This is a genomic window from Paraburkholderia sp. J67 (assembly GCF_905220265.1).
Taxonomy (GTDB): domain Bacteria; phylum Pseudomonadota; class Gammaproteobacteria; order Burkholderiales; family Burkholderiaceae; genus Paraburkholderia.
In genome coordinates this window covers 44,384-68,546 of record NZ_CAJMZK010000029.1, presented here as the reverse complement: position 1 = coordinate 68,546, position 24,163 = coordinate 44,384, and the positions used below count along the sequence as shown (strand labels likewise).

At 61.8% G+C, this 24,163-nt stretch carries 20 protein-coding genes; 8 read left to right on the top strand and 12 right to left on the bottom strand.

Going from position 1 to position 24,163, the window contains the following annotated elements; all coding sequences use genetic code 11:
• Nucleotides 1-70 precede the first annotated feature (70 nt).
• From U5782_RS33980 to U5782_RS33965, 4 genes are all read right to left on the bottom strand, one after another.
• Nucleotides 71-1,129, bottom strand: a complete 1,059-nt coding sequence (locus U5782_RS33980) for a type IV toxin-antitoxin system AbiEi family antitoxin (protein ID WP_322048235.1) — start codon at nt 1,127-1,129, stop codon at nt 71-73.
• A gap of 1,605 nt (nt 1,130-2,734) precedes the next feature.
• Nucleotides 2,735-3,199 (bottom strand): hypothetical protein, encoded by a 465-nt coding sequence (locus U5782_RS33975; protein ID WP_322048234.1) that lies wholly within the window; start codon nt 3,197-3,199, stop codon nt 2,735-2,737.
• A gap of 286 nt (nt 3,200-3,485) precedes the next feature.
• Nucleotides 3,486-3,977 (bottom strand): nuclear transport factor 2 family protein, encoded by a 492-nt coding sequence (locus U5782_RS33970; RefSeq protein WP_322048233.1) that lies wholly within the window; start codon nt 3,975-3,977, stop codon nt 3,486-3,488.
• A gap of 87 nt (nt 3,978-4,064) precedes the next feature.
• A complete protein-coding gene (locus U5782_RS33965; protein WP_322048232.1) occupies nt 4,065-4,733 on the bottom strand; it encodes a TetR/AcrR family transcriptional regulator in 669 nt (222 codons plus the stop codon).
• A gap of 194 nt (nt 4,734-4,927) precedes the next feature.
• Between U5782_RS33965 and U5782_RS33960 the strand changes: the two genes are divergently transcribed.
• Nucleotides 4,928-5,590, top strand: coding sequence for a YceI family protein (locus U5782_RS33960; protein WP_322048231.1), 663 nt, complete (start codon nt 4,928-4,930; stop codon nt 5,588-5,590).
• Between the two features lie 12 nt (nt 5,591-5,602).
• Here the strand turns inward: U5782_RS33960 and tdh are convergent, their stop codons facing one another.
• Nucleotides 5,603-6,634 carry an L-threonine 3-dehydrogenase gene (tdh, locus tag U5782_RS33955; RefSeq protein WP_322048230.1) on the bottom strand — a complete coding sequence of 344 codons (1,032 nt, stop codon included), beginning with the start codon at nt 6,632-6,634 and terminating at the stop codon, nt 5,603-5,605.
• Nucleotides 6,635-6,675: 41 nt separating this feature from the next.
• Complete coding sequence (locus U5782_RS33950) at nt 6,676-7,875, bottom strand: glycine C-acetyltransferase (RefSeq protein WP_322048229.1); 1,200 nt, start codon at nt 7,873-7,875, stop codon at nt 6,676-6,678.
• A gap of 124 nt (nt 7,876-7,999) precedes the next feature.
• Here U5782_RS33950 and U5782_RS33945 point away from each other — a divergent pair, with 124 nt between their 5' ends.
• The 3 genes from U5782_RS33945 to U5782_RS33935 all read left to right on the top strand — a co-directional run bounded on the left by U5782_RS33945 (nt 8,000) and on the right by U5782_RS33935 (nt 10,322).
• Nucleotides 8,000-8,716 carry a helix-turn-helix domain-containing protein gene (locus U5782_RS33945; RefSeq protein ID WP_322048228.1) on the top strand — a complete coding sequence of 239 codons (717 nt, stop codon included), beginning with the start codon at nt 8,000-8,002 and terminating at the stop codon, nt 8,714-8,716.
• A gap of 108 nt (nt 8,717-8,824) precedes the next feature.
• Nucleotides 8,825-9,229 carry a DUF2471 family protein gene (locus U5782_RS33940; protein WP_322048227.1) on the top strand — a complete coding sequence of 135 codons (405 nt, stop codon included), beginning with the start codon at nt 8,825-8,827 and terminating at the stop codon, nt 9,227-9,229.
• A gap of 70 nt (nt 9,230-9,299) precedes the next feature.
• A complete protein-coding gene (locus tag U5782_RS33935; protein WP_322048226.1) occupies nt 9,300-10,322 on the top strand; it encodes a tyrosine-type recombinase/integrase in 1,023 nt (340 codons plus the stop codon).
• Between the two features lie 89 nt (nt 10,323-10,411).
• Here U5782_RS33935 and U5782_RS33930 read toward each other — a convergent pair whose 3' ends face one another.
• Both U5782_RS33930 and U5782_RS33925 read right to left on the bottom strand, forming a co-directional pair.
• On the bottom strand, nt 10,412-11,617 hold the full coding sequence (locus tag U5782_RS33930; RefSeq protein WP_322048225.1) for a DNA-binding protein: 1,206 nt from the start codon (nt 11,615-11,617) through the stop codon (nt 10,412-10,414).
• 1,525 nt (nt 11,618-13,142) lie between these two features.
• A complete protein-coding gene (locus U5782_RS33925; RefSeq protein WP_322048224.1) occupies nt 13,143-13,391 on the bottom strand; it encodes a hypothetical protein in 249 nt (82 codons plus the stop codon).
• 43 nt (nt 13,392-13,434) lie between these two features.
• Between U5782_RS33925 and U5782_RS33920 the strand changes: the two genes are divergently transcribed.
• Nucleotides 13,435-14,793, top strand: a complete 1,359-nt coding sequence (locus U5782_RS33920; RefSeq protein WP_322048223.1) for a replication initiation protein — start codon at nt 13,435-13,437, stop codon at nt 14,791-14,793.
• A gap of 112 nt (nt 14,794-14,905) precedes the next feature.
• On the opposite strand, the gene U5782_RS33915 is transcribed toward U5782_RS33920, so the two are convergent.
• Both U5782_RS33915 and parA read right to left on the bottom strand, forming a co-directional pair.
• Nucleotides 14,906-15,967 carry a ParB/RepB/Spo0J family partition protein gene (locus U5782_RS33915; RefSeq protein ID WP_322048222.1) on the bottom strand — a complete coding sequence of 354 codons (1,062 nt, stop codon included), beginning with the start codon at nt 15,965-15,967 and terminating at the stop codon, nt 14,906-14,908.
• Nucleotides 15,968-15,991: 24 nt separating this feature from the next.
• Nucleotides 15,992-16,654, bottom strand: a complete 663-nt coding sequence (gene parA / locus U5782_RS33910; RefSeq protein WP_167070396.1) for a ParA family partition ATPase — start codon at nt 16,652-16,654, stop codon at nt 15,992-15,994.
• Nucleotides 16,655-17,416: 762 nt separating this feature from the next.
• On the opposite strand from parA, the gene arsC reads away from it, so the two are divergent.
• The 3 genes from arsC (at nt 17,417) to U5782_RS33895 (ending at nt 20,131) form a co-directional block, all read left to right on the top strand.
• Entirely contained in the window at nt 17,417-17,773 is a 357-nt protein-coding gene (gene arsC / locus U5782_RS33905; RefSeq protein WP_322048221.1) for an arsenate reductase (glutaredoxin), read from the top strand.
• 96 nt (nt 17,774-17,869) lie between these two features.
• Nucleotides 17,870-19,246, top strand: a complete 1,377-nt coding sequence (locus U5782_RS33900; RefSeq protein ID WP_322048220.1) for a gluconate:H+ symporter — start codon at nt 17,870-17,872, stop codon at nt 19,244-19,246.
• A 330-nt stretch (nt 19,247-19,576) separates the two neighbouring features.
• Nucleotides 19,577-20,131, top strand: a complete 555-nt coding sequence (locus U5782_RS33895) for an NAD(P)H-dependent oxidoreductase (RefSeq protein ID WP_322048219.1) — start codon at nt 19,577-19,579, stop codon at nt 20,129-20,131.
• 80 nt (nt 20,132-20,211) lie between these two features.
• On the opposite strand, the gene U5782_RS33890 is transcribed toward U5782_RS33895, so the two are convergent.
• On the bottom strand, nt 20,212-20,997 hold the full coding sequence (locus tag U5782_RS33890; RefSeq protein WP_322048218.1) for a hypothetical protein: 786 nt from the start codon (nt 20,995-20,997) through the stop codon (nt 20,212-20,214).
• A 184-nt stretch (nt 20,998-21,181) separates the two neighbouring features.
• Complete coding sequence (locus tag U5782_RS33885; RefSeq protein WP_322048274.1) at nt 21,182-23,545, bottom strand: response regulator; 2,364 nt, start codon at nt 23,543-23,545, stop codon at nt 21,182-21,184.
• Nucleotides 23,546-24,163 lie beyond the last annotated feature (618 nt).

Here is a 24,163-nt window from a genome sequence, read left to right as displayed (position 1 = left end):
TTTTGACACACCCTCGGCCGCCAGCGAACAGTCTGTAGCCATCTGCCGTTTTCGGTTTGATTCCAGCCATCTATAGATCCAGACGAGTGAGCACGCTCTCTGCCAGTTCCTTGTTTCTTCCGCGGCCGTCGAGCAAGTCGAGGTAGAGGATGAACGGGCTAACGAAATACGATGACGGATAGTTGGGGTGAAGATCGCGAAACTGCAGACTTGTTCCATCCCGCTCGATCAAGGTGACATTCGCGCCCTTCTCAGCAGGCTTAAGCCCTAAGGCCATTGCGAGATCTTTGCCGGACCTGTGTGGTACGACAATTTCGGTCGTGTCCGTGCTGGTGAGGAGCGGCGCATAGATGTTCGCCGCGGACGTGCCAGTGAATGCCCACGGGAAGGACAATCCAGCCTTGTCGATTTCGTCGGTCAGACGCGAAAGCATCCGCTTTGGCTGATCCACGAAGCAGTACCAGCGTGTGCGCTCATTCCTGCGCTTCTTCCAGTGCTCGGCCCAATCATCCAGCAGTGCTCGCGGTTTGGAAAGACGTCGGCGCAGCGTGCGACCGCTTCCGCTCGACTCAGACCACTCGCGTCGCTCCAGTTCCTGGAGCACGACAGAGCACGTGTACTGCGACGTGTGGGAAATCTCCGCTAGTTCGCCCCCCGTCAGCCACTTATGACGGTTCACCAGGAGGGCATGGACAACCATCTCACGTGCTTCGGAAAAAAGTGACGTGACACCTCGTTTAGCCACTTCCGGCTGCGGCTTTTCGATATTGACCAGCCAGCTACCGTGATTCAGATAAAGATTGCCGTTGCGCTCGAAGTAACCGATTCCACGCTTGCGTAGCATATCCCGGGCCCCCGGGCTTAACGATTCAGCTGCCACGAGAGGGATAGCGGTCATTCGTTCCCTTGAACTAATCTGATACTCGTTCAGCCGCCAAATCGCCGCCTGAACATCGCGCGGATATGCGTTGCGTACGGTCTCAACGGCAACTTCGGCGGAGTATTCGCCGACACGAAGAGTCAGAAGCAGGTTTAGGCGAAGGTTGCGGTCGAAAGCGATCTCGGCGCGTCGTGACACTATCTGTCCGTTAGTCGCTGAGGCTAACGCGGCACACAGTTCGTCAGACACCTCCAATTCGTAGGCGTGGCGGCCTCCGCGACTACCGTTCGGTCGTGGGTTAGACATCATTTTTCGGCAAAATTTAGGGCCTTGCTGATCAGTTTCAGAAGCGTTTCTCGCTTTAATTTAGCTATTTTTAGTGCTTTAGCTGTGCAGCAAAAGTATATCAAGGGCCATCCATTGCGAGCGTCTTGTCCTCAGGGTCGTTGCCTCTGGCGACAGTGATAATGCGACGCCTGCGCGGCAGTCCTGCAAGGCGGCAGTGGCGACTTCGCGAGGCCATCCCAGTCTTGCGAATCCCGTTCAGCGGTGCACCGTGCAGCATCAGGGAGATACATCACGGCCAGAATCGCCCAGCGTTGTGAGGAAATCGCGCGCCAGGCTGCAATCGAATGCGGCAACGGTCCGTCAGGTCGCTTCGGCCTAGTCGTAGACCTTGGTCGTTTAGCTCAACCATTCTTTCCTCAACGCTAGCGGCAGGTCACGTAAAGAGTGACAAGCAGCGAGGAAATGATCCGCAAAGCCAATCGCTGAACGACTCATTTTCCTTTCATACATCTAAACTCGTAGGTCTTCCCACTACCTGTGCACAGGATGAGGTGAGCAGTCTCGGGAGTACGGTCGCCTTCAGCCGTTCGCGCACGGGACGAGGTGAGGCATATCGGGAAGGTGTTCAGCCACTTCCCCTGGAAATCCTCACCTTCTCGAACGCCTTCACCTAGTGAGTAGCCGAGCAAACGGATCGACAGCGCACATTGACACCGTCGTGTTCAACTCATTGACTGAAGCGTCATCGCATTCGCCCGGCCCCATAGTGCTCTAAGGGTATAACCGCTATCCGCCGTTCCAGCAATTGCTGAGGTGAGTGTGTTCGGGGATACGGCTATCCTTGTGCGCGATCCCCTGGAAATCCTCACCATCCCGTATTTCTTCACCAATGGCGAGGGATGGCAGACTACACAACGTATGCAAACCTAATCTTTGATCCCGTTAGTTTGCGGCAAAAAAATGCATACCACTCCAATCACCACTGATTGACCATGAATTTCCTGCGTCAAGCCCATCCAGCATCTCAGAACGGCTGAAGTGCCATCCGGTCGGCTCCTCCCCGCGGACGTCTAAAGTTTTGTCTCCTGGAATTCCTCACCAATAAGAAACAAGTTCGTACCCAAGGGTGAGTTCGTATGAAATAGACAAATCACCTTATCAATATCTGGACCGCATTCTACGCCAATTGCATCGCAGATCGTCGGTCATCGATAGTTAGCTTCACTCTGTGCAAATATCCAATAGTATGCCGGCGCTAACTACTCGACGAAGAACTGCTACTCCGACGAATCAGTAAGCTGATGCCTCGTCCGACCAACCTTGAAAGCCTCATCTGACAACGAAAGTCGTAACTTTCACTTCGGATGACTAATCGTTTTCATCACTCAAAAACGGAATTTCATGCAATTTCGAAAGTTTCGGATGCAGATGTCCGGAGGTGGATGTCCGCACCCGTCATGGGTCAGCGGGTCGCATTTCATATTATGGAATGAAACGTCGCGACTCTATTGTCTTTTTTCAGTAGATTTCCAAAAGTCGCAACTTTTTTGGACGGTGATAAAACACTCAGAACTTCACCCGCAACTGAAACCCCACCGTGAATGGCAAATCGTCGGATGGAATCGGTGGGATGACGATGAAGTTCACGCCTACGCGTTTATACGCAACCATCACAATAGGCGCGGCCACGGGGCCGATCGTGTGATTGTGGCCGAGCCCCCAGTTACCGTAGTTGTAGCCGGAGATGATGCCGCCCATCGCGGCGAGGCGCACGTAGCCCCAATGAAGAAATTCCGGCGCCCAGACGCCGCCGCCGTAGAAGGACGGACGGCGCAACGAGTTGCGAAAGCCGCCCGCCGTGACGGCCCATTGCTCGCTTGGCCAGCATTCGATGCCAAGCCCTGGGTTGAACTGCTCGAAATCCTTGTCGGGATGGATGTGATACGAGCCGACCATCGCGTCGACCCAGAGGCCCGCGCCGCACCAATTGGCCGCACGCGCCCCCGTTGCCGCGCCGAGCATGAGCAGCATGAACGCTGCCTTCGTGATCGTCTTTCTCCCTGTCCTGCCACAGTGCACTTGCCAAAACCGCATGGGCTCTCCGTCCTCTCGCTCGCCGAATCGATTCGGGGCGTCTGCTGGGTCTAGTTATGGTTTGCTGTTTTTCTGCTTTCCGGCGACTGCCAACTCTACAGCAAGCGCGCCCGCGCGAGTACCGAGGCTTTGCTCGGATCGCGGCGCTCACACTCGATGCGTAGTCCACCTTTGGCGCTCCCCATCATGCCCGCCCAGTGCGTCGTGGCGATGAACGCGGTGCTCAGAGTCCGAGTTCGCTCAGGCTGGGATGATCGTCGGGACGGCGGCCGAGCGGCCAGCGATAAAGGCGATCGGCCTCGCGGATCGGCAGGTCGTTGATACAGGCGTGGCGGTGCGCCATCAGCCCATTCGCATCGAACTCCCAGTTCTCGTTGCCATACGAGCGGAACCAGTTACCCGAATCATCGTGCCACTCGTAGGCGAAACGCACGGCAATGCGGTTGTCGGTATAGGCCCACAGTTCCTTGATGAGGCGGTAATCGAGTTCGCGCGCCCACTTGCGCGCGAGGAACGCGACGATCGCTTCGCGTCCCGTCACGAATTCGGCGCGATTGCGCCAGACGCTTTGCGGTGTATAGGCGAGCGAGACGCGCTGCGGGTCGCGCGTGTTCCAGCCGTCCTCGGCGGCGCGCACTTTCTGGATCGCCGTTTCTCGCGTAAATGGCGGCAGCGGCGGGCGAGCTTCGATGGAGGTCAAGTTCGGGTCAGTCATGGTCGGGCTCCTCTCTTTAGCTTCAGAACAGCAGGAAGGCGTGCCGGGACGGCGCGCCAGATTCGAACAAAAGGGGAAACGGCACAATCAGCGGCGCGTGCGCGAGCCTTCTGCGCCACCGGGCGTCAACGCATCGAGCAGTAGCTGGCCGGCGGCACGCGCGTCGAGCGCGGCGTCGGCATCGCCGCTCACGAGCGCCACACCGATCGCGCCGTCGATCAGGATCAGCCACTGGCGAGCAAGCCGCGCGGCCACGCGATGGTCTACGCCGCTCACAGCCGCCCAGGCGTCGCACTGCTGCGCGACGAACGCGAGCAGCCGCGCCTTGTGCATGCGGGCCACTCCGCGCACGGCGTCGTCGGCCGATGCGATTTCGCCCGCCGCATTCAGGAACGCGCAGCCATGAAAGCCGTCCGAGGCGAACCACTCGCGCAGCACGTCGAACATGGCGATGAGGCGCGTGCGGGGCGTGCGCCCGCGTTTGAGCGTGCCTTCCTCGAACCAGCGCATCCAGCGTTCGTCGCGGCGCGTCAGTGCGGCGGCCACCAGCGCGTCCTTCGATTCGAAATATGTATAGAAGCTCTTGCGCGCAGCGCCTGCCGCGCGAACGATCGCGTCGACACCCGTGGCATGGATGCCGCCAGCGTATATGAGCGCTTCGGCGGCTTCGAGCAGACGCTCGCGCGCGTCGGGCGACGTCGCAACCGTTGGTGGTGGGGGCGGCGATAGTTCAGCGGAATTAGCGGTCTTGCTCATGATTTCGTCGATTTGAGGTGGAACGATCGTTCTCCATGAGGCGCAATGTAGAACGATCATTCTCGCGAGTCAAGCGGCGATTTACCGGCGCGACGAGCACCGGGTTTCGCTGCCAGGAGGGACAATGGAAGAAACGCCTGGCGAGGATCGTTCTGTTCTTATGCCGCCCCTGCGCCTGCCCTCCCGGAGACACCATGACTCGACGTCGAACCGTTGCCGCCTTGCTCTGCGCTGGATTGCTCGCCTGCACGCCGCTGCGCGTGGTGACGCATAGCGTGAATCCTGCCGAAGCGAGCGTCCCTGCGGGCCGCTACACGCTCGACCCGCATCACTGGAGCATCGTGTTCGACGTCGACCATCTGCACTACACGCGCTTTGTGATGCGCTTCGACCGGGCGAGCGCCCAACTCGACTGGCGCGCGCACGCGCTCGAAGACGCAACGGTGGAAGCGGACATCGAGGCCGCCAGCCTCGATACCAACGTGAGCGTGCTCGACCGCATGGTGAAGGGTCCGCAACTGCTCGATACGGAACACTATGCGCAGATCCGCTTCGCGAGTACGCGCTTCGAGCGCACGGGCGAGGCAAACGGCAAGCTGACAGGGAAATTGACGGGCAATCTGACGATACGCGGCGCGACGCAACCGGTCACGCTCGACGTGACGTTCAACGGTTATGCGCCGAATCCGCTTACGAAGCAACCCACGCTGGGCTTCTCCGCGCGCGGTACGTTTAGCCGTTCGGCGTTCGGCTTGACGACGTGGTATCCCGCCGTGGGCGATGCGATCGACGTGCGCATCGAAGCGGAATTCGAACAACCGCCGCCAGCCGATGCAACGACGGCGGCGGCGCAATAACCTGGATTCGGCTCAGGCGCCGGTCCAGTCGAGAATCACCTTGCCGCTCTCACCGGAGAGCATGGCGGCGAAGCCCTTCTCGTAGTCATTGACGTTGAAACGATGCGTGATGATGGGCGACAGATCGAGCCCGCTTTGCAGCATCGCGACCATCTTGTACCAGGTCTCGAACATCTCGCGGCCATAAATGCCCTTGATTTCAAGGCCCTTGAAGATAACCTGATTCCAGTCGATGGCGGTCTGCGCGGGCGGAATGCCGAGCAGCGCGACCTTGCCGCCGTGGTTCATCGCTTCCAGCAGGGCCGTAAACGCGCTCGGCACGCCCGACATTTCGAGGCCCACGTCGAAGCCCTCGGTCATGTGCAGATCGCTCATGACGTCGCGCAGCGACTCACGCGCGACGTTCACGGCGCGCGTCGCGCCCATCTTGCGCGCGAGTTCGAGCCGGTAGTCGTTGACGTCGGTGATGACCACGTTGCGCGCGCCCACGTGCTTCGCGATCGCCACGGCCATGATGCCGATCGGCCCGGCGCCCGTGATCAGCACGTCTTCGCCGACGAGGTTGAACGACAGCGCGGTGTGCGTGGCGTTGCCGAACGGATCGAAGATCGCGGCGAGGTCGTCGGAGATCTCGGGCGGAATCTTGAACGCGTTGAAGGCCGGAATCACGAGGTATTCGGCAAACGCGCCCTCGCGGTTCACGCCCACGCCCGTGGTGTTGCGGCACAGATGGCGACGTCCTGCGCGGCAATTGCGACAGAAACCACAGGTAATATGGCCTTCGCCCGAAACGCGGTCGCCAATTGAAAAGCCGCGCACTTCCTGGCCCATCTCGACGATTTCGCCCACGTATTCGTGGCCCACGTGCATCGGCACCGGAATGGTCTTCTGCGCCCAGTCATCCCATTTCCAGATGTGAATGTCCGTGCCGCAGATTGCCGTGCGGTGGATCTTGATCATCACATCGTTGTGACCGACTTCGGGCTTCGGCACGTCAGTCATGGTGAGACCGGGGCCGCGTTCGAGTTTGGCGAGTGCTTTCATAATATTTCGCTATCCTTCCTGATTGCTTGACGTATCGCCGTTCAAATCACGCCAAGCTGCTTGCCCACGCGCGCGAACGCCGCCACGGCGCGCTCGATCTGCTCCGGCGTATGCGCGGCACTCATCTGCGTGCGGATGCGCGCGCGGCCCTTCGGCACCACGGGGAACGAGAAGCCGATCACATAGACGCCTTCGTGCAGCAGGGCGTCGGCCATTTTCGAGGCCACCTGCGCATCGCCAAGCATCACCGGAATGATGGGATGCTCGCCCGGCACGAGCGTGAAACCAAGTGCGCTCATCTCGCGGCGGAAATGCGCGCCGTTGGCCTGCACGCGTGCGCGCAGGTCAGCGCCTTCGTCGCTCGCAATCAGCTCGAGCACGGCGAGCGACGCAGCGGCGATGCTCGGCGCAAGCGTGTTCGAGAACAGATAGGGGCGCGAGCGCTGGCGCAGCAGTTCGATCACTTCCTTCTTCGCCGCGACGTAGCCGCCCGACGCGCCACCCAGTGCCTTGCCGAGCGTGCCCGTGATGATGTCCACGCGCTGCGCGACGCCGCAATGCTCGGGCGTGCCGCGCCCATTTGCGCCGATGAAGCCTACGGCGTGCGAATCGTCCACCATCACGAGCGCGTTGTAGCGATCCGCCAGATCGCAGATGCCCTTGAGGTCCGCGATGATGCCGTCCATCGAGAACACGCCGTCGGTGGCGATGAGCTTGTAGCGTGCGCCCGCGGCATCGGCTTCCTGCAGCTTCGCTTCGAGATCGGCGAGATCGTTGTTCTTGTATCGATAGCGGCGCGCCTTCGACAGCCGCACGCCGTCGATGATGCTCGCGTGGTTGAGTTCGTCGCTGATGATTGCGTCTTCGTCGCTGAGGAGCGTCTCGAACAGGCCGCCGTTGGCATCGAAGCAGCTCGAGTACAGGATGCTGTCCTCGGTGCCGAGAAACGCGGCGAGCGCGCTTTCTAGCTGCTTGTGCACCGTTTGCGTGCCGCAGATGAAACGCACGGAGGCCATGCCGAAGCCGTCGCGCTCGAGCCCGTCCTTGGCGGCGGCGATCAGGCGCGCGTCGTTGGCGAGGCCCAGATAGTTGTTGGCGCAGAAGTTCAGCACGTCGCTGCCGTCGGCCAGCCCGATGGCGGACGACTGCGGCGTCGCGATCACGCGCTCGCTCTTGTAGAAACCGTCCGCGCGGATCTGGTCGAGCGTCGCGCGCAGGTGGTCGAAATAGGAAAGGCTCATGGCATCGTGCTCCTGACAGGGCAAGCCGCGGCTGTTATAGTCGCCGTCAGCTTTGAGCGAATTTATTCGTTTTTTCGAACTCAAGTTCGGTATATCGAACAAACTCTAAACGATGAGGCAGGGAATGGCAAGCACCGGCTCAGGCAGGCGCGCGGGCGCGCGGGCAGAAGCGACTGACGACAATCTGGCGCCGCAGCCCGCCACCGCGCAGCGCGCGGCGCGCAAATCCCGCGCCACGGCCGCCAGTGCGGCAGCGGATCTGCCCGATCTGCCGGGCAAGGCGACGCCCGCCGCGCCGCCACGCGTAGGCGAGCAGATCCAGCGGCTGCGCAGCGAACGCAAGATGACGCTCGACGAATTGTCGCGCGCGGCCGGCGTGTCGAAGTCCATGCTCTCGGAAATCGAGCGCGACAAGGCGAATCCGACCATTGCCGTGGCCTGGCGCCTGACCAACGCGCTGGGCGTCAAGCTCGATTCGCTGTTCGCCGCGCCCAAGGCGCCCGATGCGATCGCCGTGGCCGGGCCGCATGACATTCCTACCTTGCTCGGCCATGACGCGGGCTATCAACTGCGGGTGTGGGGGCCCATCGAGCTGGCCGGCCATTTCGAATGGTACGAGCTAACGCTCAAGGCCGGCGGCGCGCTGGTGTCGAGTGCGCACGAGCCCGGCACGCGCGAGCATCTCACGGTGCTGCAAGGCACGATCGAGGTGGAAGCCGCGGGCACGGTCGAGCGGCTGAAGGCCGCCGACACCGCGCGTTACGTCGCCGATCAACCCCATGCGATCCGCAATCTGGGCAAAGGCGAAGCGCGGGCGCTGCTGGTGGTGATCCACGGCTGACACGGCCTGGCCAGATGGCCAGTTAGATGGTTAATCTGGGCATCGAGGCTGCACAATCGCTCCGGGTACTGTATATTTATACAGTAAAAAGAACGACCGGAGCCGCCCATGCACACCTCGCGCATCCCGAACGAGCAGGAGCTGGCCGCCTTGCGTTTCCAGGCGGCCGCACGCGATCTCGAGCAGATCGTGCGCAACATCGCGCATCGCTATATCGCCCAGCAGGTCCCGCTAAGCTGGCGCCTGCTTCACGCGATCGAGGCGGAAGCGCTCGCCGACCTCGGTTTCGCCAGTCGTCACGACACGCTCATGCTGGGCCTGTTCCAGCGCCCCGGTGATCTAGCCTATCCCGAAACCGACGAAACCGTCGATTTTGGCCAGTCCAATGCGCTGCCAGCCGTATTCGCGTTCGCCGTGAGCGCTTACGAACATGCGACGCGCAGCGCCGAACAAGCGCAACGCGAGGCGCGCCGCGAAGCAGCGGTAAAACGCGCACGCGCATGGGGCGGCTGATGATGGCGCCCACCTCTGCACCGCCTTCGCTAGAATGTCTTTCTGCAACGCAACTAACGGAAGGACAGTGATGACTACCTCCGATTTGTCCCACTCGTCCCATTCTTCCCGCGATCTCTTCGACCAGCGCCGCAAGGACTGGCAACACGACCCCGCCGCCGCCTTCGATGCCTGGCTCGCGTCCCAGGATCTGCGCCGTTCGTCGGCGGATATCTACCGCGTGCAATGGGGCCGCTTTCTCGAATGGCTCGCGCTCAAGCGCAAGACCATCGTGTCGGTGGATACCGGCACGATCGCCGAATTCGTCGCCGGACTCGACGTCAAGAAACCGCAGCGGCTGCGCTATCTGCGGCTGATCGAGCGCGTGCTCGACCACGTGCGACAGATCGAGCTGGCGTCCACGAACCCGGCTCGCTTCATTGCCCAGGACGGCGAAGCCGCATGGCGCAACGCGCGTGAAAACGAACCCACCGGTTTTCTCACGGCCACGGAGCGCGCGGCGGTGATCGCCCAGCTATTCGCACCGCTCACCGAGCAATCGGCCGCGCGGCGCTGGCGCGAGCGGCGCGACCGCGCACTCGTCGCGGTGTTTCTTGGCGGTGGCCTGAAGACGGGCGACGCAATTGCCTTGCAGCTCGACGCCACGGCGATCGGATCGGAATGGATCACGATCGAAGCCGACAACCCCGCCTTCACGCACAGCACGAAGCTCGCGCCGTTTGCCGTCGACGTGATGGGTGCATGGCTGGAAGCCCGGCGTCTCGCGGGTCTGCCGGGACAACTCGTGTTTCCCGGCTCACCGAGCGGACGGCCGATGCACAAGGCCACGGTGCTGCGCGCGATCGACGCATTGATGGAAGCGGCAGGTGTCGCCCAGACGCGAGCGGAGCGGGCAAGTCCACAAACGCTGCGCAACAGCTTTGCCGCCGACCTGTTTGAACGGGGCGTGGATGCCGATCAGGTTGGCCAATGGCTTGGCTTTCTACAGCCCATTTCGGCAGGCCGGCTGCATCGTTCCTGGCGCGTCTGGGCCGACCGCGAAGCATCAACCCGCGCCGTCGACGCAGAAAACGCCCCTTCCCCACGCGCCTGAGCCCCCCAGTCTGCGCGCGACTTTCAAGCATTACGGCTCCCGGAAGGACTCACTTTCGCGAGCCGCAACCGTTCCCGTAAACACTCACCTCACCGCGTTGCAGGCATCTTTTTGCCGGCGGCAAATCGGGCGATCGCCTCCAGCCGGGACAGCCCTGCACCTGACGTGTAGTCACATTCAGGGCAGGACAGCTCGATGCGCCCTTCGACCTGCGAAAGCTCGGGCTCGCCTTCCTCGCAATTCGGACAACGCGTGGGCAGCGCGACGTGGCCATCCACGACGGTACCGAGTTGAGCCAACTCGGACGCAGTCAGCCGGCCAGACTGCGCGAGCGCGCATAGTACGACGGCCACCGAGCCATCCATTCCCTGCTGCGCCTTCAGGGTCGAAACCTGACGCGTCAGCCCGTCCACTTCATCTGAGCGCTCGCGCAGCACCGCATCGAGGCGATCTGCACGCGCTTTGGCCGTTGCCAGCTGCTGGATGAAATCGAATTCCTTTCTGCTCGCATCGCGCTGGGCCGCCTGCCAGGTCGACGACATCGTGCGCAGCGAGTCGAGTTCGACCAGCATCGGCTTTACGCGGCGTTCGGCCTCGGCTAGCGCGTCCTTGATCTGTTGCGCGTAATGCTCGGTGCTGCGCCGCATCTCCTCATTGAGACCGTCGATGCGGTCACGCAGACCCGCGTTGGTGGCCTGCTCGGCTTCGATGCGTTTCTGAAGCGCCTCGTTTCCGGCTTCAAGCCGAAGGACGGTGGCCTGAAGGTTGTCCTGATGCGATGCACCCTGCGCCGACGAAGCGGCGAGCTGGTTTTCGAGCTCCCGTACACGGGCCCATGCAGCTTCCGTGCGGGTTTCGCTGCGCTGAAGCATCTCATCGGCCGCAAGACGCCGGGCTTCGGCATCGCGTAGCGCCTGTTCCGCATCATTGCGGCTGGCGTCGATGGCTTCGCGTTCCGATTCGAGCGTTTGCCGGGCCAGTGAACGTGCTTCTTCAAACAGTGCGCCAAGCAGTTCGCCCGCACGTTCTTCCAGCGCAGGCGGAATGGCGCCACTACCGACGCGCACTTTCGAGGCCGTCCGGATGCGCTGCCAGAACAGTTCGATATCTTTAGGGATGTCGCTGGCGCTGCCGGTCTGGGTCAGGTCCCGGACAGTGGCCATAGAGGGGCGAATGCCGAAATCAAAAAAGAGTCGCTTGCAGGCGTGGAGCGAAAGTTCCTGACGTCGTGCGCCATCTGCACGCAAGGTTTCGAGTTCTTCGCGAAGGGCCAGACGTTCTTCGTCTCGGATCATGGTCGTCTCAGCGAGGGATAACAGGTCGAATAATAACAAATTACGTATTTTTCGATACGTTTTTCCCAGCGCATGCGTAAACCGTTGGAATCGAACGTGATCGTCATCCGAATTTGACCGTCGGGTTACGTCTGTCTGCAGGTTTACGTGAAACAAAGCGAGGTTTGTTTCATAAGTTATTGTAAACGCTTGGCTTTCTGATGACGAGCCATTTATAGACAGTGTTTCACGAGGGCAAGGGACGAGGCAGGAGTCTTCGCAAGGGGAAGAGGATGTGGATATCTCAGGAGGCTCGCGGGGTAAAAAAGGCTAGAGAGTAATAAAAGTAAACACCATTGATACCCGTTAAAAACGTTAACGCCACGGCAAAGCCTTACCAGGTCTGGCTTTCAGCGGGATTGGGTGAAGCTTTACGGGATAGGTGGTGAGGCTCTACGGGACGTGCGGGTGATGGGCTTCGGGGAGGCCGGTGAGAGCCTGCGGGAAATAACGTGAGCGGGTTCGGGGAGCACACCATTGTTGACTGTTTGGCAAGGGTGAGTGATTACGGGAGTCAAAGCGCCGCTACGCGTGTATACGCCGGAGACGGTGGCGTTGTTACGTGAAATGCAACGGTGAGCGGATTCGGGGCGTGTAATCGCGGTTGTTTTTGGGCGCAATCCGGGCGCTTCAGAGGCTTCGGTGAGGGGTATCGGGAAAAAATGCCAGGCGAAGGTGATGTTTTTCGGGAGCTCAAGGTTAATTTTCATCGTTTTTGGCTGTTTGGGGGCGTGAAGTGAGCTTTTACGGGAGCACGCGAGTCATGTCTGGATTCCAGGTTGATCAGCTTTCCTGCCCACTAACTGTGCAATCTGGGTATCGAGGTGAGGCTTTTCAGGAGCCGATGGTCGTTCTGTGAAAGCGGCCGCCCCCTGGCACTCAAAAGGCGTTAGGTGAGTCTTTTCGGGAGCAAATTTTCGATGTGATTCGTCTAAAAGTGAGATTTTTCGGGAGCTAGTTGGCGTTCACTAACGCCAAAAGCTTGAAAGATAAAGCCATGAAATTCATTTCACCGATACCCGGAATTGATAAAGGTGAGGCTTTTCGGGATGAATGACAGGGAGCATTGAATCGTCGTTGATGCGGGTGAGGTTTCTTAAGGTGAGATTTTCCGGGGACTCAATGTCGTGGCGACGGTGTTTAGAGGATGTGGATAACCCTCGGAATTCATTGATTTTTTCTCTTCGCCGTCCTGAAGGTGAGTCTTTTCGGGGGCGTCGAAGAGGGTTTCCGTTGGCGATCCCGGCTAATAAAAGGTGAGGCTTTTCAGGAGTATATTTCGCTCGATGAACCCGCCAGTGGGACTGTTGAGGGCGCGAACTCGAGACGCTAGGCGCGCGTCAGGTGAGAACTTCCGGGAGCGATCCAGCGTAAAACGCAATGGAGAATCTGTTTCAGGCACATTCAGCGGGTATTCGTCAGCTTGCAGTCGGGCCGATGGCCTTTTTGTCGGCGGCGTTCGACTGGCCTGATGCGCACTTCGCGGTCAATTACGCGCTTCACCGTTGCGTTTGCGCCAGGAAATTTTTAAGGTGAGGTTTTTCGGGAGCGGATTGACACCCTTTGGAATCGCCAGGATTGAGCGCTTCCCTTCACAGCCCAGAATCTGCCGGGAGCCCCGCCGCCAGGCGGATTGCTCAAAGGTGAGAGTTTCCGGGAACGCTTCGCGGTGAGGCGAGAGATTGAAATGGCCATCACCGGCAATGGTGAGAGAGGCCCTATAGACGCGTTTCACCCCAGACGGTATCCTTTCGCGAAATCTCACCTCGACTCGACGCATGGCCACGAAGCGCGTAAAGAAAACCGATGTGGTGAGCCCCAGTTCGGCCGAATTGCGCAAGGCCGTCGAGGCGATCGCGATTCAGCCGAAAAGCGGCAAGATCACCCTGCTCACCCGCAAGCTCTTCAATGTGCTGCTCGCCGTCGCGCAGCAGGCAGACGAGGCTGGCGATACCTACCGTGCCCTGCTGTCCGACATCGTCGCGAACTCGGCGTTCGATTCGAACGACACCGCGCTCGTGAAGGAGCATCTGCGCCGGATGGTGTCGGTGCAGGTCGAATGGAGCCAGGGTACCTCGAGCCAGAAGCCCGGTCGTAAGTGGGGCATTTCCACGCTGATCGCCGATGCGGAAATTCTCGAAGATCCGACAACGCGCCGTGTCTGGGTCGAATTCTCGTTCGCACCCAAGATCAAGAAGAAATTGCTGGATCCGGTCCAGTACGCCCGCCTGAGCCTGCAATTCCAGAGCCAGCTGCGCAGCAGCGCTGGCCTTGCACTCTACGAAATCTGCGTGCGCTATCTCACGAACCCTAGCCATCTGACGATGCGCGAGACGTGGGAGTGGTGGCGCCCTATTCTTTCGGGCACGCCCGACACCGAAGCGGGCGACGAAGCCAAACGCGAATACAAGTATTTCAAGCGCGACTATCTGCGCCCGGCGATTGCGGAAGTCAATGCGGTCACCAACATCTTCGTCGAGCTGATCGAGCATCGCGAGGGGCGTCGCGTCGCCGAGATCCAGTTCCGCGTCACCGAACGCAAGCAGCCGATGCTGGCGCTCGACGAACACCCGAACGTGTTCGACAGCACGCTCGTGGATCGCATGGTCAAGATCGGGATTCCGCTCAAGGAAGCGCAGTCGCTCTACGCCGATAGCGAAGAGAACCGCATTCGCGCGGCGCTGCAATTGACCGAGCAGCGGATGCGCAGCACGAGCCTGCCGCCAGTGCGCAGCGCGGCCGCGCTCTTCAAGGACGCCTTGAAGAAGGGCTACGCGCCGCCGGTCGAGGATGCTGCGAACGCCGCCGCCTCAGGTCGTGCGATCGCTGCCGGTGCGGTAGCGGCGGACGATCCCAAGGCGCGCCTGATGGACGAGTACGCGGCGTACCGGCGCAAGGAAGCGCGCGCGCTCTACGATGAACAGGGCGATCTCGAACGCGAGATCGCGCGCACGTCCTTCGAGAACGACGAACTGCCGGGGCTGGGTGCGCATCTGCGCGACGACTGGCGCCGTCGCGGTCTGGATTCGAAGCTCGGGGAAACGGCGTTCTTCGACTGGCTGGCCCGCAAGACCTGGGGCGAGCCGACCGACGGCGATCTGCTCGCCTTTACGCTGAGTCAGTCGCGCGCGGCCTGAACCACGGCCCGCCTGGCCTCGCCGTCACGGTCGTACTCAGACAGCCTCCATAAATAAAAAAGCGGTCTTCACGTATTGCACGTGAAGACCGCTTTTTCTTTTCCAGTCCGGCTTACTTCGGCTTGAGCATCTCTTCGATCTGGTGAAGGATGGCGTCGCGCCGGTCCTTTGTCAGGCCCTTGAGTCGCAACTCCAGCCGGTCGTCCCCATATGACTTCAGATCGCCCACAGCCATCCCATCGAGCTTGATCTCCATACGCTGCGCGTAGCGCTGCCGTCCCGCAGGCTTCGCGTTTTCCTGCGGCGTGGCGCGTCCCTTGACGATATCCGCCACCTGACGCGTGCTGAGATCGTCAGCAAGAATGCGGTTGATCAAACGCAGCGTCGCGTCCGTGCCGCGCGCGCCGTGATAGCGGCCAACCTGGTACGCCATGTTCGAACCGAAGCGATCCGGACGCGCGACCATCTCATGCATCACCAGTTCGGGCAGCTTGCCGATCGACAGGGCGACGGCCACAGTCGACTCGTCGAGGCCCAGATGCTCGGCCAGTTCGCGCTGGCTCTGGAAGTGCTTGTCGTCGATAAAGCGCTTCCAGACGACGGCGTTGTCGAACACCGTTTGCGAGTCGCGCTGGACGTTGAGATCGTAGCCGAGCTTGTAGCTCTGAAGGCCGATGGGGAGATCGACCACGATCGCCTTCACGACTTCCTTGTTCGCTTCCTTGAGCGCGCGCACGCGTCGCCCACCATCGCTCACGAAGTAACTACCGGGCGCGGCGTAGTCCGGGATCACGTGGATCGCCTGCTGCTGGCCCTGTTTCGCAAGATTGACCGCCAACTCCGCAATCGACGACTTCAGATAAAAGTGGCGAGGATTGAATGGGCTCGGCTTGATGGCCTTCAGCGGCAGTTCGATGATCTGACCAGGACGGTAGCCCTGGTCGACGCGCCACGCGCGATACTCGGCGGACTCGTTTTCCGTCGCTGCGAGTATCTCGTCGGCGGCGGCAAGCGTCGGCTCGGGCTGGCTTGCGCGACCGACGCTTTCGCGCGTCTTGGGCTTGTCCTCGACAAGGCCGTCGATGGCGTTGAGTCGATCGAGCGCTGTACGCTTCTCGCTACTCGTCGTATCCGGCCGTGCCTGGAAACCTTTGGCAAATTGTGAGGACTTCATTCAGGCTCCTTTATGCGCATAAAGTCAGGAGAGCATCTCTGCGATCTCGTCAGCGCAGGCGCGCACTTCGACAGCGGCGAGTCGAGCGCCGCGGTCGTTCATTTGCAGGACGGTTTGTCCGAGCGCCATCGCCTGCTTGTACGCTTCACGCGTCGGGATTTGCGTCTTGAGCAAAGGAAAGCCGAGTTCTTCCAGCGCGCGCTTGAGCTCGCGCGTGAGCATGCGCTTCTCTTCGGTCTTGTTCAGCAGAAAGACGGCCTTCAGGTCTTCGTTCATGACCTGTGCCTGCTGCACCAGCTTCACGAGTCCGACGCTTGACCAGTAATCGGCCGGCGACGACGACGTGGGAATGACAGCGATCGTCGCCGCGAGGAGAACGACGCCAGAGACTTTCTCGGTGATCGACGGCGGGCAGTCGACCACGATGATGTCGTAGTCTCCGATGAACTTCTTGATCTCGCGATGGATCTGGCCACCGGCTTCCGAAAGATTGACCACCGGGAAGGGAATGCCGACGTCGCCGTCAGCGGATGCACTTGCCCAGTGAACCAGCGTGTTCTGGCCGTCGGCATCGACCACGAGTACACGCTTTCCCCTTTCGTGGAATGCTGCGCCGAGATGCATCGCGATCGTGCTCTTGCCGACCCCGCCCTTTTGCTGCGTGACTGCGATTATCTCTGCTGCCAATTGGTTTTCTCCTTTTGCTAATTGTTTTGGATTTTACCTGGATTAAGTTGTGATTCAACGGCAGGCGTCTGATTTTCGTCGGACGAAGATGCATCGTTGGCCGTTTGGCTGAGGTTTATGCGCATAAAGCGGCGACGCGAGGGACGGGACTGCGATGGGCATGGAGCCCGATGTGTGGGCTGCGACTGACAAACGATGCTGTCGAGCAGATAAAGGACGAGGCAGCGGTCAGCTTTATGCGCATAAACCTGCCACCGACGATGAGCCCCGGGCCTTGATGTGTTGGTTGCAGTACGGCAATGACTCCAAGCGCCGCCGCAAGTTTATGCGCATAAAGCAGTGCCTCACGCCACGACAATCCCCCTGTGATCCACTGAACTGCAAGGGCAAAGTGCGCAGCCTGCCAGGTGCTGTCTATTCGATCGGGGCGGGCTTTATGCGCATAAAGCCCGTGGAAGCGACGAGAGCACCGCCATCGCCGGATATACAACTAAACGCGTGTCTTTCGGCAAGGCCCCCGCTTCGAAGCCAAGATGCTTTATGCGCATAAAGCACCGCCCGAGCACGCGCGCGGCCAGTGCTTCCCCTCCCCCGCTTCCCCACCCGCCGGTAAAATTAGTGCGCCAAAGGGACTCATTCCCGTTTCCGCACACCGGCCAGACGGTGACGCGCGGCAGGATCTATTACCCATGACCTGGCCGCGCCCTAACCATGCGGTGCTGCGCTTCTCCATCCACTTCACCCGCACCTTTCGCTCCCACCATGATCACGATCTACCACAACCCACGCTGCTCGAAATCCCGCGCAACGTGCGAACTGGTCACAACCGCCCATGCAGCCAACGAACCCGTTGAAGTCGTCGAGTACCTGAAGACGCCGCTCACCGTTGAGCAACTGAAGACGCTCCACGCGTTGTTGGGTGGTCCGTTGCGCGACATGATGCGCACGAACGAAACCGAATATACCGAGCTAGGTCTCGCAGCAGAGACTGTCACCGACGACCAGCTTTACGACGCCATCACAAAGCATCCGATCCTGCTGCAACGCCCGATCGTTGTACGCGATGGCCGCGCCGTGATTGGACGTCCGCCCGAAAACGTCGCGGCGCTCTTCGCCTGACTCGCGCGGCCCCCCCGCCGCGGCCTCCCTACATGGCCATGCGCGGCATGGCCCCTTCCCAACCGTAGCGACAACTGACCGATCATCGAGAATCCCGTGGAGTCCCTTGCTACCTTATCTGCGTGGTCGTTTCACGACACGCGTTTGATCCTCGCCTGCGCACTGGGTCTCGCGCTGATCATCATCCTGATCAGCGCACTCAAGCTCGCGCCTTTCCTCTCGATCCTCGTCGGCACCTTCGCGGCCGGCTTTGCCGCAGGTGTGCCGCTCGAAGGTGTGGCGAGCGCTTTCAGTAAAGGCGCCGGGGCGCTGCTCGGCGATGTCGGCATCATCATCGCGCTGGGGGCCATGCTTGGCGCCCTGATGGCCGAATCGGGCGCCGCCGATCGACTGGTCTCCACGCTGCTCGATCACTCCACTCCGCGCACGCTGCCGTGGATGATGTCGCTCGTCGCCGTCATCATCGGGTTGCCGCTATTTTTCGAAGTCGGCCTCGTCATGATGGTGCCGATCATTTTCGTCATGGCGCGCCGCTCGCAGCAGCCCATCCTACGCATCGCGATCCCCGCGCTCGCCGGGATGACTACCTTGCATGCGCTGCTACCACCGCATCCGGGACCCTTGATCGCCGTTAGCGCGTTGCACGCGGATCTCGGCATCACGCTCGGCTTCGGCATCATCGTGGCGGTGCCGGCGGTGATCCTCGCCGGGCCGCTCTATGGTTCCTGGCTGTCGCGACGCATGCAGGTGGCCGAGCCTGAAGATCTGGGCAAAGTCTTCACGAGCCACGATCCGCAACTGGCCGCGCCGGGTTTCGGCGTCTCGCTTCTGACGATCCTGTTGCCCGCCGTGCTGATGCTCTGCCGCACAGTCGCGAAGCTGGCGCTTCATCCCGGCACACTCGCCTTCACCGTGCTCGATTTTCTGGGTGAGCCGCTAATCGCGCTCGGCCTCACCGTTTTGTTTGCAATCGTTGCCCTCGGTTGGTCACGCGGCATGGCGCGTGATCGTGTCGGGGACATCCTGCGCAAGAGCCTGCCGCCCATCGCCGGGCTTTTGCTGACGATCGGTGCGGGCGGTGGCCTCAAGCAGACGCTTGTGCTGGCGGGCATCAGCACGACCATCAGCAAGATCGCAGTCGGTGCGCATTTGCCGCTGCTTTTGCTCGCCTGGCTGATCGCCGTTGCGTTGCGTCAGGCGACCGGTTCGGCCACAGTCGCGACCACGGCGACAGCCGGTATCGTCGCGCCGGTGGTGACCGGACTGAGCGCCGCGCACAACTCGCTCATGGCGCTGGCCATTGGCGCGGGGTCGGTGTTCTTCTGCCATGTGAATGACGCTGGCTTCTGGATGGTGCGCGAGTACTTTGGTCTGAAGCTCAAGCAGACGGTGTTCGTCTGGTCGATCCTGCAGACCATCGTGTCCGTCGTGGGTCTCGTTCTCACGCTTGTGCTCTGGAGTCTGCTCACCTGAGCGTGCCGTAGCGCGCGACCCCTGCCCTATCGCTGTCGTCGCGGCGCATGGCCTCTGCGCCGCGACGACGCTGCACAAAACACAGGCGCCCTCTCGCGCTCGTTCGATCCCGACACATGGCCGATGCCATCGGGCTTCGGGCCAAGTTGTGCACAAGGTTGTCCCCCAAAACTGTGGATAAATCTGCGCGTCGCCGACTTGTCCACATCCCCCCTACTCCGCATGCGGACACCCTGACACACTCGCCTCAACACTCGCGCCTATGATGTGGGTTCTCTTCCCTGCGCCTCGCGCGCGCTCTCGATCGGGAACTCCCTGGAGGACACTGAGATGGCGTATCAAATTGCGGTCGTGGTTGGCAGTCTGCGCAAGGATTCGTTCAACCGTCAGCTCGCGCATGCGGTGAAGTCGCTGGCCCCTGCCGATTTTTCGTTTGAGTTTCTCGATATCGGTGTGCTGCCGCTCTACAGCCAGGACTACGACGCCGACTTCCCCGAAGTCGCGCGCCAGTTCAAGCAGAAGATCGAGGCGGCCGATGCGCTGCTCTTCGTGACGCCCGAGTACAACCGTTCGATTCCGGGTGTGCTGAAGAATGCGATCGACTGGGGTTCGCGCCCGTGGGGCAAGAATTCGTGGAGCGGCAAACCGGGTGCCGTGCTCGGCACCTCGCCGGGCGCGATCGGCACGGCGCTGTCACAGGCGCATCTGCGCAATGTGCTGGCTTATCTCGACGTGGCGACACTCGGCCAGCCTGAGATGTTCATCAAGCACGACGCCAGCCGGATCAATGAAAAAGGCGAGATCGTGAACGACGACACGCGCAAATTCCTGCAAGCGTTCGTCGATCGTTATGCGGAGTGGGTCAAGCGACAGCTGGGCCGCTAAAAGCTTCTCGTCGAGTCGGATAACAGTCGGTCAAGTCGCGGCGCCCGCCCTCAAAGCGTGCGCCGCGACAATGATCCTGTTCAATGCAATGTCGGGCGAGACCCCGTCACCGGCCGATCGGGTGCGTCGGACGCGCGGTGGTCGTGCGAATCCTCTTCGTATTCGATGAATTCGTCGGGGATGCGCAGCGCGCCCGAGCCAGGCGACTGCGTCGCCTGCGGTGCGGCGGGCACCTCGGGACTTGTGTGCATGGGGTGAGCCGGCGCGGGCGTACCCATCACCGCTCCCGCACCCGGCGCGCTTGCCGAGGCGAGCACGGTGGCTTCGGCTTCGTTCATGGTATGTCCGTCGGCGGCGCCCTGCCCTGCTCCCGCCGCAGTGGGCGCCATCGCATCGCCAGACCCGACAGGCGTCGCGCGTCGGCGCATCGCATCGGCCAGACCGGACAGCCCCAGTTCATCGAGCGCCGAGTGTTCGCGCACGACGGGGTCGGCATCGGCCGATGCCCATGTCCAGCCTCCGCCCCGAATCGCTACTTCTAGCGCGTGCTCGTCGCGCATCGTCTCGCGTGCGAGGTCGGCATGCGCTTCGTCGCTCACGCGCACGCCGATCAGCACATTGCCACTCGGCGTCGCGGCCGCGCCGGGAACATGAGGTGCCGGTTCGGGCACAGTGCCCGCATTGGCGCGTACATCCCCAGTCGAAGAGAAGAAGCTGGACACCATGCGCTCGATGCCGGCCAGCACGCCGGCCTCATGCACGGGCAATTCGATGTCGCTGGCCGGAAATCCGCGTTGGAGCAGCACATCCTGCGCGTGCCGCGCGGCGTCGTAGGTCTCGAACAGACCGGTTACGGTTTGTCTCATGGCTCACTCACTCCTCATCGTCAGCAGGCAATGGCGGCACGTCGGCGATTGATGCGTGGGCGCGCCGGCGGCCTCGTTCGTGCGACGTAGTCGCAATCCGCATGCCACGGATCGAGTCTGCGCCGAAAACGCAAACCCCGACGCCAAACCGGCGTCGAGCTGGCGGCAGGTGTGCCGGTTCGACCTACAGTGTCGCGTCCCGTTCCCGCCGCGCGCGCGTCTGGCGATCGCGCTGGATCGCTTCCAGCATCTTCTCGAGCAGCGCAATATCGAAGGGCTTGGACAGCACGCGCACGTCGACGTGGCGCGCGCGATCGAGCTCTTCCGCGTAGCCGGTCACGAGGATCACGGGCAGCGTGGGCGCGCGCGCCTGGAGTGCTTCCGCGAGATCGATGCCGTTCATCTCGCCCGGCATGTGGATGTCCGAGAGCACGAGGTCGAAGTGCGGCGCGTCGTTTTCATCGGCGCGAGCCGCAGGCGCAGCGTGCGCCGCATCGACGAGCGAAAGTGCGCTCGCCGCGGCGTTCGCGCAGGTGACGTGATGACCCATCATCTGCAACAGGGCTTCGGTGCCCGCCGCGACTTCGTCGTTATCTTCGACGAGCAACACGCGCAAACCTTGCTGCGGCTGGGTGCTGTCCTCGCGCGGTTCGGGCTCGCGCGGCACGGTCGCGACCGTGGCGGCGCGCGGCAGATACAGGTGCACGGAGGTGCCCGCGCCAATCGCGCTGTCGATTGCGGCAAGGCCGCCCGAGCGCTCGCAGAACGCGAACACCTGCGGCAGTCCGAGACCGGTGCCCATGCCCTTCGGTTTGGTCGTGTAGAGCGGTTCGAAGGCGCGCGCGAGCACGTCGGGCGACATGCCGACGCCCGTATCTTCGAGCGAGACATGCACGAAATCGCCGTCGAGCGGAAAGCCCTCGCCCGGCCGGAACGCCATGTTGCGCGCGCGTAGGGTGAAGCGCCCGCCGTTGGGCATGGCGTCGCGCGCGTTGACGGCGAGGTTGATGAGGGCGAGCTCGAACTCGGCCACGTCGACCAGCACCGGCCAGACGTCCACGTCGACATCGACGACGAGCGAGACCTTGGCGCCGAGCGAGGCGCGCAGCAATTCGCGGCAAGCGGGCAGCCAGCGGCCGACGTGAATCGTCTCGTTACGCAGCGGCTGCTTGCGCGCGACGCCGAGCAACTGGCGCGTCAGCGATTGTCCGCTCTTGAGCGCGCGCTCGACGGCGGAGAGTTCGCGCTCGAAACCGGCTGCGCCGCGCCGACGCGCGATCTGCACGTTGGCCGAGACGATCATCAGCAGATTGTTGAAATCGTGCGCGACGCTGCCGACCAGATTGCCGAGCGCCTCCATCTTGCGCGACTGCCGGTAGGCCGACTCGATCGAGCGACGCATCGACGCTTCGGCCTGCCAGCGCTCCCACGCCTCTTCCTCGGCGGCGAGGCGGCGCAGCGAAAGCCAGATCACGCACCACAGGGCGATCGAGGGCGTGAACATCGAGATAAGCAGCACGCTCAAATGCCGATACCAGCCGGCCCAGATCGCCGATGCGCGATAGGCGCAGGTGACGTAGACGGGATACGCGCCCACGCGCCGGAACGCGACGATCGCATTGCCGCCGAGCAGTTTCGAATGCATGCGCACGACGCCCGAGTCCTTGCCGAGCGCAAGCGCGGCGGCGAACGGCGTGCCGGGGCTGATGGCTTCGGGAATCGCGGCATGCGCGGCGCTGGCCGCGCCGGGCGCCGCCGCGCCGGACGCCGCCGGGGCGGCGCCTTGCGAGCGAGTTCCGGACGCGCGCGGCGGCGGTTCGAAGGCAAGGATCGCGCCGTCGCTACGCACGAGGCCGAGCGCCATCGGCGAATCGTCGCCGAGCAGTTCGTTGTAGAACTTGTTGAAATAGCGCGGCCGCAGCGCCACCGAAACGAGGCCGGCAAACTGGCCCGCCGCGTCGTGGCGCGCGATGCCGGTGTTGAAAACAGTTTCGCCGCTCACCTGCCCGACCATCACGCGCGAAACGTGATCGAGCACCCGGCCGCCCCGAATGCCGACGAAGTCATCACGCGTGGCGATCGAAATGGGCGGCGGCGGCGAGTAGCGACTGCTCGCCAGCAAATCGCCGTTGCGGCCGAAGATCGATACGGCAGCCACCTGCGGATAGCCGCCGCCGATCGCGTCGAGTTTTTCGTGAATCTGCGCTTCGTTCGCCCGGATGCCGTCGTCGTCGAGTTCTTCCACGCCGTCGACGATGCGCGCATCGAGCGCGTCGTTCATGTCGAACACCTTGAGCGCGTGCTCTTCGGCCACGCGCACGGTGCGCAGCGTGACGTCGGTGGCGTCGGCCTCGCGGGTGCGCAGATCGCTCCACGCCATCGCGGCGACATAGACGCAGGGCAGCACGATCGCGGCGAGCAGGAGCGCGATCAGCGTGCGGCGGCGCACCGTGAAGTCGTGACTGGGCGCCGCCGGAAAGGGCGCTTCGTCGGCGCGCGGTGGCGGCAGCGAGCGGTCGTCGGGCCCTGCGGGCCGGTCGGGAATCATCGTACGGAAAAGGCTGGAAGCAGCGGCGGAGCTTTTGACATCATAAACGACCACGGGCGCCCCGCCGGGTTCGGGGTCTCATCGAAATAAATCGAGCCAGGGACGAAACATCGCGCCACCAGACGGTATCCGCCAATGCGAATCGTACGCAATTGCGTGTAAGACAACGCAGAGGCGCAAAGTAAGTCGATTTTTCTGTCAGCGGCGTCGATTGCGCGAAAATCCGTGTAGCGCAAACGTACACAAAAGGATATTCGTCGGAGTTTAATTAAGGGATCGATCGATTATTTTCCAAAAGGGGCGAAATGAAGTCAGTTTTGTTCGTTGAACGATTATCGACGAGTTGCATTTGTTTCCGTTTGCTTCGAAAATCGCGAACACGATAAATAAAACACCCGAAAATGGGTGTTGTTTGCCGTGCCGCTTTGGCGTTTTTCGATCTGTAAGCCGAAAAGGCGTGGCTAAAACGGGGTTGCTTTCACCGGGTCTGCGTGCGCCCTGCCGTTTCATCGCCTGAACTGGCGGCAGGCAGGCGACGAGCGGGGAATCTCATGCATTACGCATAAAATGCGCGCCCCCCCTAAAGTTTTTGCGCGCGCCGCCGTTAATCCGTTCTAA

Excerpts from the sequence above, each read along its gene's own strand:
- U5782_RS33920 (WP_322048223.1), top strand. The coding sequence starts at position 13,435 with ATGGCCACGAAGCGCGTAAAGAAAACCGATGTGGTGAGCCCCAGTTCG.
- tdh (WP_322048230.1), bottom strand. The coding sequence starts at position 6,634 with ATGAAAGCACTCGCCAAACTCGAACGCGGCCCCGGTCTCACCATGACT.
- arsC (WP_322048221.1), top strand. The coding sequence starts at position 17,417 with ATGATCACGATCTACCACAACCCACGCTGCTCGAAATCCCGCGCAACG.
- U5782_RS33940 (WP_322048227.1), top strand. The coding sequence starts at position 8,825 with ATGCACACCTCGCGCATCCCGAACGAGCAGGAGCTGGCCGCCTTGCGT.
- U5782_RS33960 (WP_322048231.1), top strand. The coding sequence starts at position 4,928 with ATGACTCGACGTCGAACCGTTGCCGCCTTGCTCTGCGCTGGATTGCTC.
- U5782_RS33890 (WP_322048218.1), bottom strand. The coding sequence starts at position 20,997 with ATGAGACAAACCGTAACCGGTCTGTTCGAGACCTACGACGCCGCGCGG.
- U5782_RS33975 (WP_322048234.1), bottom strand. The coding sequence starts at position 3,199 with ATGCTGCTCATGCTCGGCGCGGCAACGGGGGCGCGTGCGGCCAATTGG.
- U5782_RS33885 (WP_322048274.1), bottom strand. The coding sequence starts at position 23,545 with ATGATTCCCGACCGGCCCGCAGGGCCCGACGACCGCTCGCTGCCGCCA.
- U5782_RS33945 (WP_322048228.1), top strand. The coding sequence starts at position 8,000 with ATGGCAAGCACCGGCTCAGGCAGGCGCGCGGGCGCGCGGGCAGAAGCG.
- U5782_RS33970 (WP_322048233.1), bottom strand. The coding sequence starts at position 3,977 with ATGACTGACCCGAACTTGACCTCCATCGAAGCTCGCCCGCCGCTGCCG.
- U5782_RS33965 (WP_322048232.1), bottom strand. The coding sequence starts at position 4,733 with ATGAGCAAGACCGCTAATTCCGCTGAACTATCGCCGCCCCCACCACCA.
- U5782_RS33915 (WP_322048222.1), bottom strand. The coding sequence starts at position 15,967 with ATGAAGTCCTCACAATTTGCCAAAGGTTTCCAGGCACGGCCGGATACG.
- U5782_RS33935 (WP_322048226.1), top strand. The coding sequence starts at position 9,300 with ATGACTACCTCCGATTTGTCCCACTCGTCCCATTCTTCCCGCGATCTC.
- U5782_RS33930 (WP_322048225.1), bottom strand. The coding sequence starts at position 11,617 with ATGATCCGAGACGAAGAACGTCTGGCCCTTCGCGAAGAACTCGAAACC.
- U5782_RS33895 (WP_322048219.1), top strand. The coding sequence starts at position 19,577 with ATGGCGTATCAAATTGCGGTCGTGGTTGGCAGTCTGCGCAAGGATTCG.
- U5782_RS33950 (WP_322048229.1), bottom strand. The coding sequence starts at position 7,875 with ATGAGCCTTTCCTATTTCGACCACCTGCGCGCGACGCTCGACCAGATC.